16 protein-coding genes and 2 pseudogenes are annotated in these 15,956 nt (G+C 54.9%); 7 read left to right on the forward strand and 11 right to left on the reverse strand.

Annotated features, from left to right (window positions below; all coding sequences use genetic code 11):
• Window positions 1-186: 186 nt before the first annotated feature.
• Both AC5JQH_RS02940 and AC5JQH_RS02945 read right to left on the reverse strand, forming a co-directional pair.
• Window positions 187-621, reverse strand: coding sequence for a flagellar protein FlaG (locus AC5JQH_RS02940; protein WP_493791824.1), 435 nt, complete (start codon window positions 619-621; stop codon window positions 187-189).
• 70 nt (window positions 622-691) lie between these two features.
• Entirely contained in the window at window positions 692-2,152 is a 1,461-nt protein-coding gene (locus AC5JQH_RS02945) for a flagellin N-terminal helical domain-containing protein (protein ID WP_493805259.1), read from the reverse strand.
• Between the two features lie 385 nt (window positions 2,153-2,537).
• On the opposite strand from AC5JQH_RS02945, the gene AC5JQH_RS02950 reads away from it, so the two are divergent.
• Together AC5JQH_RS02950 and AC5JQH_RS02955 are read left to right on the forward strand one after the other, a co-directional pair.
• The gene (locus AC5JQH_RS02950) at window positions 2,538-4,013 is read left to right on the forward strand and encodes a flagellin (RefSeq protein WP_062782076.1); all 1,476 of its coding nucleotides are present in this window, start codon (window positions 2,538-2,540) and stop codon (window positions 4,011-4,013) included.
• Between the two features lie 196 nt (window positions 4,014-4,209).
• A complete protein-coding gene (locus AC5JQH_RS02955) occupies window positions 4,210-6,210 on the forward strand; it encodes a tetratricopeptide repeat protein (RefSeq protein WP_288367629.1) in 2,001 nt (666 codons plus the stop codon).
• A gap of 152 nt (window positions 6,211-6,362) precedes the next feature.
• On the opposite strand, the gene AC5JQH_RS02960 is transcribed toward AC5JQH_RS02955, so the two are convergent.
• The 4 genes from AC5JQH_RS02960 to AC5JQH_RS02975 are packed head-to-tail and all read right to left on the reverse strand — an operon-like array spanning window position 6,363 to window position 7,618.
• On the reverse strand, window positions 6,363-6,704 hold the full coding sequence (locus AC5JQH_RS02960) for a HepT-like ribonuclease domain-containing protein (RefSeq protein WP_053112564.1): 342 nt from the start codon (window positions 6,702-6,704) through the stop codon (window positions 6,363-6,365).
• Entirely contained in the window at window positions 6,694-7,017 is a 324-nt protein-coding gene (locus tag AC5JQH_RS02965; RefSeq protein WP_053112566.1) for a nucleotidyltransferase family protein, read from the reverse strand. The genes AC5JQH_RS02960 and AC5JQH_RS02965 overlap by 11 nt, the downstream gene beginning before the upstream one ends.
• 36 nt (window positions 7,018-7,053) lie before the next feature.
• Entirely contained in the window at window positions 7,054-7,443 is a 390-nt protein-coding gene (locus tag AC5JQH_RS02970) for an IS5/IS1182 family transposase (protein ID WP_053112568.1), read from the reverse strand.
• On the reverse strand, window positions 7,433-7,618 hold the full coding sequence (locus AC5JQH_RS02975) for a hypothetical protein (protein ID WP_050898262.1): 186 nt from the start codon (window positions 7,616-7,618) through the stop codon (window positions 7,433-7,435). The genes AC5JQH_RS02970 and AC5JQH_RS02975 overlap by 11 nt, the downstream gene beginning before the upstream one ends.
• Window positions 7,619-8,123: 505 nt before the next feature.
• Between AC5JQH_RS02975 and AC5JQH_RS02980 the strand changes: the two are divergent.
• Window positions 8,124-8,549, forward strand: a pseudogene (locus tag AC5JQH_RS02980) (tetratricopeptide repeat protein); the annotation flags it as partial.
• On the opposite strand, the gene AC5JQH_RS02985 reads toward AC5JQH_RS02980, so the two are convergent.
• Window positions 8,504-8,776 carry a type II toxin-antitoxin system ParD family antitoxin gene (locus AC5JQH_RS02985; RefSeq protein WP_008171318.1) on the reverse strand — a complete coding sequence of 91 codons (273 nt, stop codon included), beginning with the start codon at window positions 8,774-8,776 and terminating at the stop codon, window positions 8,504-8,506. The pseudogene AC5JQH_RS02980 and the gene AC5JQH_RS02985 overlap by 46 nt on opposite strands.
• An 80-nt stretch (window positions 8,777-8,856) precedes the next feature.
• Window positions 8,857-10,266, reverse strand: coding sequence for a plasmid pRiA4b ORF-3 family protein (locus tag AC5JQH_RS02990; protein ID WP_288367928.1), 1,410 nt, complete (start codon window positions 10,264-10,266; stop codon window positions 8,857-8,859).
• 291 nt (window positions 10,267-10,557) lie between these two features.
• Here AC5JQH_RS02990 and AC5JQH_RS02995 point away from each other — a divergent pair, with 291 nt between their 5' ends.
• The 4 genes and pseudogenes from AC5JQH_RS02995 to AC5JQH_RS03010 all read left to right on the forward strand — a co-directional run.
• Window positions 10,558-10,797, forward strand: a complete 240-nt coding sequence (locus AC5JQH_RS02995) for a type II toxin-antitoxin system Phd/YefM family antitoxin (RefSeq protein ID WP_008171314.1) — start codon at window positions 10,558-10,560, stop codon at window positions 10,795-10,797.
• Between the two features lies 1 nt (window position 10,798).
• The gene (locus AC5JQH_RS03000) at window positions 10,799-11,185 is read left to right on the forward strand and encodes a type II toxin-antitoxin system VapC family toxin (RefSeq protein WP_273082713.1); all 387 of its coding nucleotides are present in this window, start codon (window positions 10,799-10,801) and stop codon (window positions 11,183-11,185) included.
• 104 nt (window positions 11,186-11,289) lie between these two features.
• Complete coding sequence (locus AC5JQH_RS03005) at window positions 11,290-11,472, forward strand: hypothetical protein (RefSeq protein ID WP_273073132.1); 183 nt, start codon at window positions 11,290-11,292, stop codon at window positions 11,470-11,472.
• Window positions 11,445-12,523 (forward strand): annotated as a pseudogene (locus AC5JQH_RS03010) (tetratricopeptide repeat protein); the annotation flags it as partial. The gene AC5JQH_RS03005 and the pseudogene AC5JQH_RS03010, both read left to right, overlap by 28 nt.
• A gap of 172 nt (window positions 12,524-12,695) precedes the next feature.
• Here the strand turns inward: AC5JQH_RS03010 and AC5JQH_RS03015 are convergent.
• The 3 genes from AC5JQH_RS03015 to AC5JQH_RS03025 form a co-directional block, all read right to left on the reverse strand.
• The gene (locus AC5JQH_RS03015) at window positions 12,696-13,034 is read right to left on the reverse strand and encodes an endonuclease domain-containing protein (protein WP_493805260.1); all 339 of its coding nucleotides are present in this window, start codon (window positions 13,032-13,034) and stop codon (window positions 12,696-12,698) included.
• Window positions 13,035-13,324: 290 nt separating this feature from the next.
• The gene (gene sbcB / locus AC5JQH_RS03020) at window positions 13,325-14,776 is read right to left on the reverse strand and encodes an exodeoxyribonuclease I (protein WP_493805261.1); all 1,452 of its coding nucleotides are present in this window, start codon (window positions 14,774-14,776) and stop codon (window positions 13,325-13,327) included.
• 49 nt (window positions 14,777-14,825) lie between these two features.
• Window positions 14,826-15,701 (reverse strand): hypothetical protein, encoded by an 876-nt coding sequence (locus AC5JQH_RS03025; RefSeq protein ID WP_008171304.1) that lies wholly within the window; start codon window positions 15,699-15,701, stop codon window positions 14,826-14,828.
• Window positions 15,702-15,956: the final 255 nt, after the last annotated feature.

Raw genomic sequence — 15,956 nt, forward strand, 5'->3', positions numbered from 1 at the left:
CCTTTTTCTTTCGCCGATTTGTAACACCCTGTAACAGTTAACAACACCTCCCCTCTCCCCTCGCGGGAGAGGGGCCGGGGGAGAGGGAGAACCCTCTCACCCCAAAAACGCAGAACACCGCCGGCCCCTCACGGGTGCGGCGGTGCTGAAATACCGTCATTTAAATCTGCGTAAGAGCAACCGCCCTTACACTTTAATATTAAACAACGTCAGCGGCTCATCCTGCTGCAAGTTTTCTGCCAACCTCAATGCCAGCTCATCCGGAATCTGCCGGATAACTTCTTTGGTCGACTGATCGACTACCTTTACGATCGTCTGGCCTAATTCATTATCCACTTCAAACTGCAAATCCCGCTGCACATTCTGAACAAAATCGTTCAGTTGGCTAACCGCATCATCCAGTTGCTCCCGTGAGGCTTCATTCCGAGCCTGGAGCTTTTCAGCTTTGGACACGTCCGAAGCAACCTGAGAGTTCTCAACCTGACTGACTGCGGCAGACGAACCAGCAAGGTCGGAGGCATTCCTGCCTTCGGCCTGAGATGACGAAATTGCCCGAGCCGGCGCTTGCTCACTGGTGCGAACCAGCTTCAGATCCGGGCTATTCAGGTTAACGTCATTCATAGCTTTACCTCACTATCCTCAAACGGTTTTAAGCCGGAACCCGAGGGTTCCGGCTGTTACCGCTAGCCCCTTACTGCAGGAGGGACAGAACCTGCTGGGGACGGGCGTTCGCCTGCGCCAGAACGGAGATACCGGCCTGCTGCAGTACCTGGGACTTGGAGAGCTTCGCGGTTTCGGCGGCGAAGTCGGCGTCCAGGATTCGGCTGTTTGCAGCACTCAGGTTTTCTGACGTGGTCGCCAAGTTTGCAATAGTAGATTCGAAACGATTCTGAGTGGCACCCAACGTACCGCGAAGCGAGTTCACAGTATCCAGGGCCCGATCAATGTTCGCGATAGCATCGTTGGCCCCAGAAACAGAAGATATGTCAACGTTGCTTACAGAGTTAGATGTGTCTAGCGCTTGAATGCCAGTCGTAAAACCCTGACCTTGAACGCCCGCTGCAGCCTGTGTTGCGGTAATTTCAAACGAATCATCGCTGTCAAGCGTAACCGTACCAGTAACGATATTATCGACAGCAGCGCTTACGTCAAGGTTGCCGAAAACTGCGCTATTAGCGTTGCCATCACCTGCCAACTGTATATTCCTTCCGTCTTCAGCAGAAAGAACCAGTTCGTTCGAATCATTCAGAGTTGCCTTCACACCAGTTTGGTTGCTTACCGTATTAATCGCGTCTCTCAGAGATCCGCTGGTATCACCGTTCGTGATTTCAGCAACAGTAATATTGACCCCGTTGATTGCGAACTCTCCCGCAGCAAGCCCAGTCGCTTCAGCGGTGATTGCGCCCAAGTTGGTTTCTGTGGCATTGGCCTCAGCAGTGACCCCTGTAGTACCAGCAACTGAATTAATGGCATTCGCAAAGGCGAGCGCCGAACCCGAAGCACCGGCAGTCGACACACCATCCGACGCAGTAGTGATGGTTGAGCCATTGATACTAAGGTCCAAAGCGGCATTGCCAGTAATAGTGGCAGCAGCCACATCATCGGCCAAAGTTGTTCCGGTCGATGTTACAGTAGCATTGGCGCCTAATGCATCCGCTTGGGCATCACCAATAGATACCGAAATAATTTGATTGGCATTAGCACCTACCTGGAACTGCTCGGCCTCAAAGCTACCATCCAAGATATTCTGACCATTGAATTGGGTTGTCGTCGCAATCCGGTCAATCTCTGATACGAGCTGATCTACCTCTTCCTGCAGCGAGGCACGATCAGAAGCAGAGTTGGTGCCGTTAGCAGCCTGCAACGCCAAATCACGAATTCGCTGCAAGGAATTCACGGTTTCCTCAAGCGCGCCCTCAGCGGTTTGGGCCAGAGAAATGCCATCGTTTGCGTTGCGCTGGGCTACATTTAAGCCTGAAATCTGAGACTGAAAACGAGTTGAGATCGCCAGCCCCGCAGCGTCATCCTTGGCTGAATTAATCCTCAGGCCGGATGAGAGGCGCTCAAGAGCCTGATTACTCAATTCCTGTGACTTATTCAGCTGATTTTGTGCAGACAGTGAAGCGACGTTAGTGTTAATTCCGAGATCCATTATGCTTCTCCTTCGACAGTTGTCGTTATTTCATGGAAAAGGTCTAGCGCCCGTTTTCAGTTTGGGAGCGCCGCCCTGTTACTCCACTTAACGGCGCCATATCCGGTTGCTTTAGAAAAAAATCCGTCGTTTTTGTTAACAAATGTAAAACCGGCAATTCACTTCCTTTACCAGCGGCAGCAGTTCGACGAATACTTGTACCCGAAGACACCTCCCACGGTATTTTTTTGCATTTAAAACAAAATCCTAGATAAAAAAAATAAAAACTGGCACATCCTTCGCTTACTACCCTGCAAAACGGCAATTTCACGAATTTCAGCCGGCAAAGGTTCCCACTAAAGATCGGGCACCAGGCTTCCGGCACCGCTGAGCAGGGAGAATTGATATGCCTCAGGTCATTAACACAAACATTGCTTCGCTGAATGCACAACGTAATCTTAATGCCTCTCAGGGGCAGGCTAACGTCGCACTTGAGCGCCTGTCCTCCGGGTTACGAATCAACTCTGCTAAAGATGATGCCGCCGGTCTTGCGATTTCAGAGCGATTTCAGTCCCAGATCTCAGGCCTGAATCAGGCACAGAGAAATGCAAACGATGGCATTTCTCTTGCCCAGACGGCGGAAGGAGCAATGGACGAAATCACTAACAACTTGCAGCGCATTCGGGAGCTAGCGGTTCAGTCTGCGAACGCCACTAACAGTATTTCGGATCGCCAGGCGCTTAACCAAGAAGTTCAACAACGAATTGACGAGATTAACCGAATTGCTAGTCAGACATCTTTTAACGGCTTAAAAGTGCTAGACGGTACATTTGGAACTCAGACTTTTCAGGTTGGCGCAAACACTGGCGAAACAATCGGTATAAGTGGACTGGATTCAAGAGGCAGCCAGCTCGGTGCGACTATAGGAACGACGGTCGATTTCGCCTCTCAGGAAGCACCTTTTGCGACGGAAACCGATGCAACTGGCCTGGACTTTACCACGGCAGTGTCTGGCACCATTAATCTGAACGGAACTGATTACACTGTCGACAACGATGACGGCAGTGGCGGGAATGGCGATATTACCGACTTGGCTGCAAATATCGAAACAGCGATTGCAACGGACTTTCCCAATGTTTCAGTAACAGGCGACACAACGACAGACACCCTCACTTTTACCAACGCCGAGGGTGAAACGATTGCCGTGTCTTTTGACCTCACAGATGCTGCTGGAACACCCAATACATATACTCAGACACTAAATGCAGAGGGAGGCTCACTGGCAGATTACTTTGACTCCAATCAAGAAGCTGCAGTAGATTTTACTGTCAACGGGGTATCCTTTTCTTCTGCAAACGTCACTTCGCTGAACGATCTGGTGGGTGCAATAAATGCCCAATCAAATGGAACAGGCGTTGAAGCAAATCTTGACCGCACCAATCAGGAAATAATCTTTTCATCTCAGTTTGGCAACGATGTGTCAGTTCAGATTACTTCAGACCTGGACGGCGACACTGTAAACGACATCGATATTGATGAGACCTTCACCGCTGCGGCAAACACCGTTTCTCTCAACACCACTGATATCTCAACACCAGATGGCGCTGACCTCGCAATGATCTCGATCGATTATGCAATCGACAAGATTAATGGTTTCAGGGCTGAATTGGGCGCCGTGCAAAATAGGTTCGAATCCACCATCCAGAATCTGGCAACGACGTCAGAGAACCTCTCGGCCTCCAACAGCCGAATCCGCGATGCCGACTTCGCCGCAGAATCCGCCGAACTGGCCCGAACCCAGGTCCTCCAGCAGGCTGGCCTGTCCGTTCTGGCCCAGGCCAACGCAAGACCGCAGCAGGTTCTGCAGTTGCTGCAGGGGTAAAGATAAAGAGAGGAACCAAGAGGGCCCGGTGCAGACCAGGCCCTCTTTTTTTGGATAAAAATCGCATTCTTCATTAGATGTCTTGCTTCCTCAAACTGGCACACCTTTCGCAACACCTCCCTCAAAGCACGGCAAACCGCCCAATAACTGCAGACCTTTGCCGCTCCTGATGGCGGCTGTATTCACGAGGTGTCCCATGCAAGCCAAGCATCAAGTCCAGGTATCCCAATCCCAACAGGCCCAGGTTGCCCGCCTGCTGCTGCAGGCCAATCTCGCCTATGGGGAATCCAACAGCAACGGCCTCAGCCATATCCGGCGGCTAAAGGCCCGGCAGGAATGCCGGGGCTATCTGAACGAGGCGCTGGCTCTGGAGCCGCAGAATGCCGGTGGGCTGGGATTGCTTGGCCGTGTGGAGATGGACGACGGGCAGCTTGAGAAGGCACACACCCTGTTCAACGCCAGCCTGGACCATCAGCCGGGCCAGGTTCAGCAGTATTGCAACCTGGGTTACTGGGCACTTAAAACCGAGCGACCGGCGCTTGCGGAGCAGTATTTCCTGCAGGCCCTGGAGTGTGACCGGCAATCTGCCGCCGCTTTCTGTGGCGTTGCCCATTCCAAGCGACTGCAGGGGCAGTTTGATGTGGCTTATTTGCATTATCGCAAGCTTCTGGAAACCGGCGCTGAATGGGATTCCGTATACAGCGGGATGCTCACTTGCGCCCAACACCTGGAAGTAAACAAGGCGGATTCCGCCCTGGCCCAGGATGCTATCGCCCTTCTCCAGCGGGATGGTCTGCCACATCAGGAATTGGGCCGGTTTGTCAGCGCCATTATTAATCACCAATATGGCCTGGATAACCCGGACGCACAGATTTCCCTTGAGGCTGCCAGTGAAGACGAACTGCTGATCCTGGCCCTCCAGAAAACCCTGATGCCCAATCCTGCGGTGGAAGAGCTGGTTACCCTGCTGCGTCGGGCAATCATTGCCGAAGTCGCACAAACCGTTGAACTTCGCGACGAACTGCAACGCCTGACACTGGCCCTCGCTCAATACGCCGACAGAACCGGCTATGCCCTGGCAGCTGAAGACGATGAAGAACGACTGGCCTCTGCTATCAACGACAGCATCCAGGCCCAGTTCGCCCTTGGTGAGGAACAGGACGGGCTCATCGGCTCACTGATGATCAGCGCAATGTATGGCGCCCTCTTCCACCAGCCCTTCGCGGTGCAACTTGGCCAGTGGAACCTGGTGGACTGGCCCCTGGCACTGCAGCCAGTTCTGGCCGCCAGCTATTACGATCGGGCCGAAGAAGAGGCCATCAAACAAAATTTCGATGAGAAGGCCGAGGAACTCTGCCTGGATAAGACCGATGTTCCCCAGGCATGGCCTGCCTGGTCACAGCTGGCCTGCCGCACAGAAAGCAGCTTGAAAACCCTGATGGCAACGGAGCTGGGGCGGCGCATCGACAACCTGCCTGCCACTCTTCGCCTCATGGTCTGCGGCGCCCAGTCCGGCCAGCGCGCCATGGAACTGGCCAGTTACCTGGACGATGTGGAAGTGATCGCGGTGGATGAATCCCTCGCCAATATCGCCAAGGCCACCCGCATGGCTAACGACATGGGCAGGGACAATATTGTGTTCTGGCCCTGGTCCGTTGCCCAGCGTTTCGTGGCCGATGGCCATCAGGTGCACTGGATTGAAGTCGGTCGCCTGCCCTCACCGGCCATGACCACCCTGTCTCTGGCGGCTCTGGTTAACCAGGCCACCGGCTCCGGCGCCGTGGTACACATGCACACCGCCATTGCCGAGCAAACCTCCGGCGACAAACAGATTCGCAAACTGGTTGCCGAGCACAAGCTTCAACCCACCCGTCAGACGCTGCGTCAGTTACGCAGGATGGTTCTTGCCAACAGAAACGATGCCGCCTGGCAGGAACTGACCGCCGACGCCGATTTCTACAGCCTCGGCGGCTGCCGGGACAGATGGTTCCGGCCGCAGGACACTGCCCAGCTAAAAGATTTGATGGCGATGGCCAGCAACGAGGTGGAATGGAAGCTCGTAAAAGCGCGGGATGTGGATGGCCACAGCCTGGCAACCGGGCCGGTTCAGCAGCAGATTCAGGCGGAGGCTTTGGGCAGTGAGGTGCAGAGTCTGATGGGGCAGAATTTGAGTGTTTATTTTTTAAAGCGGCGGTGAATTAACTTCGGGCCTGGGGTGTCGGATTAGGCGAAGCCGTAATCCGACAAGAAAGCGCCTTATTCCAAAGCAAAAGGCGTGAACCCGGGGTCAGATGCAATTTTCCTCTACCCTCATTTTCGAGGCATTCGTCCAATATCAACTGTCGATGATTAATCAGCGCTCAGAGCTTCCCGCGCCTGATTCAAAACGTCATTCAGATTGCTTTCCACCACACCCCAAACAATCACCGGATCGATAGTCGCATAGCCGTGGATAAGCACGTTCCGAAATGCGATCATCTTTTTATAATCGACAAACCGCTCAGCCTCGTCCGGAGCAATCTTGTGTAACTTACCTATTGCCTCTCCGATGATTTCGAACTGGCGCTCAACAGCAGACTGCAACAACTCATCACTCAGATAATCGTCTTCACTGCTACCAGCAACAAAACGCTGAACCTTCTCAGCAGCTGCAAGAATATCGTAAAGGTACTTGAGAGCCTCACGCTGCATACAAGGAATGCCGCTCTTCAAGAACCGAGGCTCTGAAATAAGGGTTGGTCAAGGAGGACACAGTGACCAGATCGACGGAGCGAGAAAACATCACTTCAAGATCTTCTTTTAGTCCGAAAAACGCCGCGGCTTTTTGTGAGGCCGTTAGCGCCGGATCAAAATCCACAAGAAAATCCAGATCACTGTTCTCATTGAAATGGCCTGTGGCGGCTGAACCAAAAACACCAAACGACATTACCCGGTGCTGTTCACAAAGCCGCCGAATCTCGTCCTGTTTTTCTTTCAGCATTTCCAGTGCATTAGCTGCAGCCATACTTTACTCAATCACTTGCAGGTATGTGTTTGGAGTTTAAACCTTGCCCCCCAAACAATAAAGAAAACGGCGGCCGGAACGGCCAACATCGGGGCGCTTGGCAATGAACCAGGATACATTTTGGCGATCTTTATGCTTATCCCGCCTTTGAATGCCAAGATAACCGGCATCACCGAACACGCGCTGCTCGTCACCGTGAAGAAGGTTGCCGGCGGACACGATGTCGTGGACATTGGCAGCGGTGGTATCGATGCTGTGGATCAAGCCGAGCGTATCGTCCACGCCGATATGCATCTTCATGCCAAAGTACCACTGGTTGCCTTTTCTGGTTTGTCGCATCTCAGGGTCGCGCTGGCCGCTTTCATTCTTCGTGGAGCTTGGTGCAGAAATGATGGAAGCATCCACAATGCTGCCTTCACGCAGCATGGTCGGCAGCGGATACGGTGGCCGGCCAGTCTGGCCCCTTGGGGTAATATCGGGCTACCTTCTTCTCCAACTGCTTCCACGGAATCAGCTTGTCCATCCGTTCCAGAAAAATCTCGCGGCGGGTTTTACGCTTCTTGTTCTGGTACTCGGCTTCGGAGACGGTAATCTGATCCATGGTGGTGATGAATCCTGTGCGGTTGACGATGGCCGTATTATCGCTGATTTTGAGACTTATTCAGAGTCTCCCTAAGTTCTTTTGAACAAGTTTAGATGGCCGGTCAGGTCAATCATGAAATCTGTCAATTTGCAGGAAGCGAAAACCCGCTTGCAGCAACTGGTTGCCCGTGCAGCCAAAGGTGAGCCCTCCAAGTTATCCCCTCGGGCGACAGAGCTGATCGGCAATGAAGATAACCGCCTGTTTTTCAGTGCTGCCAGCCTCTGGAGACTGAGGGCTTCTTGCTACTTACCTCGAATGAGCTGGTGGCGCGCACCCGGGGCCTGTGCGGCTGGTCCAGGTAGACTGAGGACAAAACTTACCGCAGCCTTGGCAGGCCGATCACCCGATGGCTCGACTATGGACGGTGGAGTTTGCAGACCAATCTTGCCTATGGGGAGTCCAACAGCAATGGCCTCAGCCATATCCAGCGGCTGAGGGCCCGGCAGGAATGCCGGGGCTATCTGAAGCCGCCAGCGAAGACGAACTGCTGATCCTTGCCCTCCAGAAAACCCTGATGCCCAATCCTGCGATGTTTGCCCTTGGTGAGGAAAAGGACGGGCTCATCGGCTCACTGATGACCAGCGCCATGTATGGCGCCCTTTTCCACCAGCCATTCGCGGTACAACTTGGCCAGTGGAACCTTGTGGACTGGCCTCTGGCATTGCAGCCAGTTCTGGCCGCCAGCTATTACGATCGGGCAGAAGAAGAGGCGATCAAACAGAATTTCGATGAGAAGGCCGCGATGGTCACCGAACTGGGGCTGGGCACCGACAATCTCCCGGCCACTCTGCGCATCATGGTCTGCGGCGCCCAGTCCGGCCAGCGGGCCATGGAACTGGCCAGCTATCTGGACGATGTGGAAGTGATCGCGGTGGATGAATCCCTGGCTGGTTTCTTTGCAGAAACTCTCAGTTCATCCATTGAACAAGTCCCTTTGCCACTGGCAATTCCCGCTGTAACGAGACTTTGTAACTGGTCGATTTTGTGTCGCCGGTCCTGATCTTTACGAATAAGATCACGAACATAATCGCTGGTATTGGAATACCTACCAGATTCGGCCTGTTGCTCTACCCAGGTTTTCATCGCATCGGGCAGGGATATATTCATCGTTGCCATAATTAAGCCCTCTAATGGTCAGATAATGGCAAAAATTGCCAAAGAATGCACCGCCACTACTTTGGAGCCAGCCCCGAAACTTATACTCTGGTAAATAGCCCCTCAAACAACGCCGTCCGCCGCATCATCTGCTCACCCTCACTCCGCAACCGTGCATGCTCAGGATCCAGCTCGATCAGGCCAAGTAGCTGGTACAGCGTCAACATTCTTGAGCGCATCGCAGATCGTGCCTGCTCCTCATCGCTCATGTAGACCACCGGGTAGGCGGCAAGCGGCAGCCGGGGAAAGGCCTTGAGCATGTCCTCCAGGTAGTCGTCCACCGGGCGCCACTGCTCGCCTTTCTCTGACAGCAGCCAGAAGCAGAATGGTGCGGTGTACTGTATTTCATCCAGGCCATCGTAGTGGTCCATGGAAGCCCAGCTGAGCCGCGAGAACGCGGTGGAGAGCAGATCCCTGTAAACCATTAACCAGCCTTTTTTCTCAAGCCTGGTTTCGGCGGTTTTTTTGAGTGAAAGTACACCTTTCTGCTTTTTGGTATAGCCGGCAATTTCCAGCAACACGCGGGTGAGAATCACGGCCAGAATGTGCTCCTCGGAGCGAATCGGAGAATATCTCGCCATCGGTGCCACAATCTCTTCTCCACCGGCTTCAATCATGGCCTTGACCTGTTTGAGAGGCAGGTTGCCCTTGCCGGTGAGGCGGATGCCCTTGCCTTTCATGGCCTCAACCAGAACTTTCGCCATCCGGATGACCGGCGCGGTGTCGAGTTCGCGGTTTACGGCTTCGGCATCGATCAGCGGCTTGAACACAGAGGGGCAATTCAGTGGGTTCTGCAGCAGCTCATAAACCTGGCTGGGGCTAAGGCCGAAGAAGTCTCTGGCCGGCGGGATATCGGGTTCGGATTCGGTTTCGGAAAACAGGGCATCCCGCTCGGCGAGCGCCTGGTTGATGTCATCAAGATCCACAAACTCCGGCTCGAACCATTCGCCACCCATCCACTCGCGCACTGCCACATGCTCCGGATGAGCGGCATCTTCCATGGCTTCCAGAAAATCGTAGAATCCGGGCAAGCCACCGACATCCTCTGGCGGGCACTGGCGCACGGCTTTTATGCAGCGGGGCAACGGCTCGCCCTGATCGCCCGGCAGGACCTTTTCAAGCCGTACCTCATGCTCCCAGCTGTCGCCGAAATCATAGTCATACGTCAGAGCCTGCCCTTCCTTGTTGAGCACAGCAGACACCGCCACCATGGTTTCATCCTGAAAATTCAGCATGCCATCGAAATCCTCCGCCGGATCACCAATCAACCGGTCATCACCCGCCTGAAACATATGCAGATGACAGGCCTGCCAGCCCATCGCCAACTGGATAATCCGGTGAAGATCCTGAAACGTGGTATCCGGCGCAATCAGCAACCGGCGCCAGATCGGCGGCCGGGCGCCGAGAAGTGATACTTTGAGTTGGTAGGCTTTGTTGGCTGGCGGGGGCATAAGGGCTCCGGTAGTTTGGGGTCCACTTCATGAGCACATTTCTAAACGCAATCATTGTACTTACGGCAAAGCTGGTTCAGTTCTCCGTGTCGATCCCTCAGGACACCTGGCAATCCGGATTTAGCCATTCCCGCTCCCTTATAAATAAGTCGCTTTCCCAAAAGTCTAACCCACACCTTCCCGGCACTCTACCTTGTTGCGGCATTGCCTAATCAGAAATGCGCCGGAAGGTAGCCCAACTACCTCGCCAGTGATAGACTAAGTTCAAAGAACTAAGTCTATGGAGGAAAAATGGAATCCGTCAACATGCACGAAGCAAAAACCCGCCTGTCACAACTGGTGGCCCGTGCCGCCAAGGGCGAGGCATTCATCATCGCCAAAGCGGGAAAGCCGGTTGCCCGGGTAATGGCTTACGATTCCCCCGAACAAAGCCAGCAAAAACGGATTGGCTTCATGGCAGGTGAATTCACGGTGCCGGAAGATTTTGACCGGATGGGCCAGGACGAAATAGTTGAAATGTTCGGAGGCTGAGGTGAACCTGCTTCTGGATACCCACATTCTGCTATGGGCAGCGGCCGAGCCGGATAAGCTGTCACCCGAGGCGGCAACCCTGATCAGCAACGAAAGTAACCGCCTGTATTTCAGCGCCGCAAGTCTTTGGGAAGTGGTTATCAAGAATGGGCTGGGCCGACCGGATTTTCACGTTGATCCGCATCTACTGAGGCGTGGCCTTATGGATAACGGCTACCTGGAATTGCCGATATCGTCGCAGCACGCACTTGCCGTAAGCCACCTTCCGGACATACACAAGGATCCTTTCGACCGGATTCTGGTCGCCCAGGCAGAGACAGAAGGTTTCTTGCTACTTACCTCCGATGAGCTGGTTGCACGCTATCCGGGGCCTGTTCGGTTGATTTAGAGAACTGGCACACCTTTCGCAACACCTCCCTCAAAGCACGGCAAACCGTCAAAAACTGCAGACCTTTGCCGCTCCGGATTGCGGCTGTTATCACGAGGTGTCCCATGCAAGCCAAGCATCAAGTCCAGGTTTCCCAATCCCAGCAGGCCCAGGTTGCGCGCCTGCTCCTGCAGGCCAACCTTGCCTATGGGGAGTCCAACAGCAACGGTCTCAGCCATATCCAGCGGCTGAAGGCCCGGCAGGAATGTCGGGGCTATCTGAAGCCGCCAGCGAAGACGAACTGCTGATCCTTGCCCCCCAGAAAACCCTGATGCCCAATCCTGCGATGGAAGAGCTGGTTACCCTGCTGCGTCGGGCGATCATCGCCGAAGTCGCACAAACCGTTGAACTTCGGGACGAACTCCAGCGCCTGACGCTGGCCATTGCCCAGTATGCGGACAGAACCGGCTATGCCCTGGCAGTTGAAGACGATGAAGAACGGCTGGTCTCTGCCATCAACGACAGCATCCAGGCCCAGTTTGTCCTTGGCGAGGAACAGGACGGACTCATCGGCTCACTGATGACCAGCGCCATGTACGGCGCTCTCTTCCACCAGCCCTTCGCAGTGCAACTTGGCCAATGGAACCTCGTGGACTGGCCCCTGGCATTGCAGCCCGTTCTGGCCGCCAGCTATTACGATCGGGCCGAAGAAGAGGCCATCAAACAGAATTTCGATGAGAAGGCCGAGGAACTCTGTCTGGATAAGACCGATGCTCCCCAGGCATGGCCGTCCTGGTCTCGGTTGGCCTACCGCACCGAAAGCAGCCTTAAAACATTGATGGCCAACAGGTGCACTGGATCGAAGTCGGTCGACTGCCCTCCCCGGCCATGACCACCCTGTCTCTGGCGGCCCTGGTTAATCAAGCCACCGGCTCCGGCGCTGTAGTGCACATGCACACCGCCATTGCCGAGCAAACGTCCGGCGACAGACAGATTCGCAAACTGGTCAGCGAGCATAAGCTCCAACCCACCCGCCAGACGCTGCGCCAGCTCCGCCGGATGGTTCTGGCCAACCGAAACGATACTGCCTGGCAGGACCTGACCGCCGACGCCGATTTCTACAGCCTCGGCGGCTGTCGCGACAGATGGTTCCGGCCGCAGGACACAGCCCAGCTGAAAGAACTGATGGCCATGGCGAGTAACGAGGTGGAATGGAAGCTCGTGAAAGCGCGGGATGTGGATGGCCACAGCCTGGCAACCGGGCCGGTGCAGAAGCAAATTCAGGCGGAGGCACTGGGCAGTGAGGTGCAGAGTTTGATGGGGCAGAATTTGAGTGTTTATTTTTTGAAGCGGCGGTGATTTGGATTGTGGAGGCCAGGACGCTTCCGCCTCTCCGCCTCTCCGCCTCTCCCCCTCTCCCCCGACCCCTCTCCCGCCAGGGGAGAGGGGAGATTAGGGGTACAGAAATGAGGACAACACCATCAAAGCCCCCTCCCCTGGCGGGAGAGGGGGTGGTTAAATTGTTACTCCTTCATTCCCCTCGGCCTTCAACTGCTTTGTAAATAACCGAGAGCACCACATCGGTCTGTCGTAGAATCTCGTGGTTCCAGAACCGAAGCACCCTGTAACCCTGCGCTTTCAACCAAGCGTCTCTTCGTTCGTCAGTTGCTGACTCACTGTGCTGCCCACCATCAGCCTCAACGATGACTTTTGAACCGAAATGCACGAAATCCACAATAAAGGGTCCCAACGGTTGCTGTCGGCGGAAGCGTTTTCCATTGAGTCGGTAGGCACGGAGGTGGAACCAGAGGCGCCTTTCGGCGTCGGTCATATTTTTGCGGAGGTGTTTGGTGAAGGTTGTTTGGTTCATGGTTCGTCCCTGGGTTTGTGGTGGGCTTCCTGCCCGTTTTGCGGGGGATGCAATGGTCTCGCGCTCGATACCCCCCCTCTCCCCCGGCCCCTCTCCCACAAAGGGGAGAGGGGAGTCTTCGGATCAAATTCCCAAGATAACTCTGCCTGGCTCCTTTTTCCGGCTAACGCAGAGCCGGGCTTCTCGATCACATGTCCGGATAACTCTATTTAGCCCCTCTCCCCTCGCGGGAGAGGGGTTGGGGAGAGGGGGGGCAAGCCCTTACGGCGGCTCCAACGGAGCCAACATCTTTATCCCCAGATATAAGGAATCAAAGATTCCCCATACAAATGCAAATCCTCCAGGATATGCCGCCGCTCCGGCGTCAGTTCCGGGTCCGCCGCCAGACGCTGTAACTCCTGGGCATAAGCCTCCAAAGACCGCCAGCCCTTCTTCGGGTGCATTAGCCTCTGGCTGCGAAACTCCTCCCATCGCTCCAGCTCCTCACCCATCAGGCTGCCCGGATAATTCCTGGCCCGATAGCGAAACAGCAGCTCCTGCAGGCGATCATCTTCAAAGGTCACATCCAGCTCGCCGAGTGTTTCCACCGGCTGCTCCAGCACCCAGTTCAGCTTCTCGCGGTCGGTTTTGCTGATAAAACCGCCAGCATAGAGCTGTTCGTCCGGGTCTGTGAGGTCGCTTTCGTGGGGCTGGTCGAAGGCCTCGGCAATCCTGGCTGGTAGATCCGGAGCCTTGCGCAGCATGGCCAGGTTGGCCCGCAAAGTATCACCATCCAAGGCCAGTTCTTCCAGGCGTTCCTGTGAAAGGGTGGAAAGCATGTTCGCTGGCGCCAGCACCGGGCATTTGTTCAGCTGCACCCCTTTCAGCGGAAAGCGGCTCACCCCCTCCCCCAATTCCGCCTGGGAAGTAAATACCCGCTCACGAATCTGTTCAGCACTGGCGTTGATCAGCTCGCCGGGGTCTTCACGCAGGTCGTAGACAATCACCTGGTTCTTATTTGTGGAATGCTCGGCTACGGGTGCGACCAGGGCACAGCAACCCCGGCTCGCTGGGTACTTGGCGGACACGTGGAACACCGGCTTCATAGTGGCCGTATCCAGCATGGCCCGTGCCGAGTGTTTGTCCTTGTTCTGCAGCACAAAATCAAAGAGCTTTGGCTGTTTCTCCTTGATCAGTCTGGCTACCGCAATGGTTGCCTCAACATCCGACACGGCGTCGTGGGCCGCTTCGTGGGCGATGCCGTTGGCAACGGTCAGCTCCTCCAGCTTGAAACTGGGGCTGCCATCTTCCTTCCGGGGCCAGTTGATACCCTCCGGGCGCAGGGCGTAGGTCAGGCGCACCATATCAATGATGTCCCAGCGGGAATTGCCGTTCTGCCATTCTCGTGCGTAGGGATCGCGCAGGTTGCGGTAGAGGGTGTGCCGAGTCACTTCGTCGTCAAAGCGCAGGCTGTTGTAGCCAACCACACAGGTGCCGGGCTGACTGAAGGCTTCATTAATCTGGGCGATGAACTCTGCCTCTGGAAAGCCATCTTCCAGGGCCTTTTGCGGGGTGATCCCGGTAATCAGACAGGCTTCGGGCGATGGCAGGTAATCGTCCGCCGGCTTGCAGTAAAGCACCAGCGGATCCTCGATGATGTTCAGATCCGCGTCCGTCCGCACACCGGCAAACTGGGAAGGCCTGTCATGAACCGGATCTACACCGAAGGTTTCGTAATCGTGCCAGTAAAAAGAGCGGATCAAGGGACTAAACTCCTGCCAAATAAATTTCGGACTGGCGGGAGTTTAGCATCTAGAACAGCCGGGTACCCATATCCTCCCGGTGGGTCTGCAGTCGCGGCAAGCCCTGGTTGATCAGCTGGCTCATATCCACCTTCATGCTCGTGGGCAGATTGATAAACACGCCCTTGCCGGCATTGATTACGTTCGTGCCATCCGGGCTTTGCCACTCAACACCTTCTCGCTGGAAGCCGATAAAGAAGTCGCTGGTGAAGCCGGTCGTGCCATCCGTGCTTTCCTGGCCCACAAACAGCGACTGCAATTGGGTCAGCGGCGCACAGTTGATGCCCTGAGCGCAATCGGCCGAACCATCGTTTATACCAATGTAACTGGCCCGATAGTTGGTGGCCTGGGAATTCTGGTCGAATAAGGTGGCGTCAAATTCGGTACCGCTATCATCAACAAGCTTAAGCCCGATATCGCCACTGAAACTGCTGGTCAGTGAAGAGACAGATCCCCTCGCCTGCCCGAACCCCATGCGGAATCCGGAGAGCCTGCCCTCGGAGGGATCTTCCGCCAGCTCGATATAGGGCTGGAACGCTTCAAAAGGCACCGTGTCACCGGCATTGTAGGCGCGACCGTTATACTGAACGCCGTCATTACGGGCAATGTGCCCCAGGGCCACGTGCTGCGCCGCGAAGTCCACTCCGCCGTCGATCTCACCCGCTTTCACATCGTCCACATTCATCCGGGTTTCCACGTCCATGCTCAGCGTCATCCGCGTGAACTGGTGGGGATCTCCCGGTATGTTTTCAATCTGAATAAACCCCTGCCCGGTCACCTCACCCATTGTTTCGTCTGAAATGGGCTTCAGCTCGGCCTGGGCAACGGGCGCAATACCCAGGCAGAACAGGGTGACGGCAGCGTATCCATACGCCTGCTGTCTCATATAATTGCGTCTCTGAAAAACCATTATTATTTTATGTGCCGACGACACACTATAAACAAGGCAGACCGGCCAATAGAGTGAGCAGGTTCACAATCGCCGTTTACAATTCAGTAATACTCGGCCAAGTTTGAATACAGTCACAAAACCTTTGGTTTAATATGCTTACAACACCTTACCTACGGTTACGAACGCTGTAGCAAACGTGTACATAACAACCACTACTGATATACTTTCGCCCCTTATGATCAACCCTCA

The sequence above is a fragment of the Marinobacter sp. H13 genome (genome assembly GCF_059072335.1).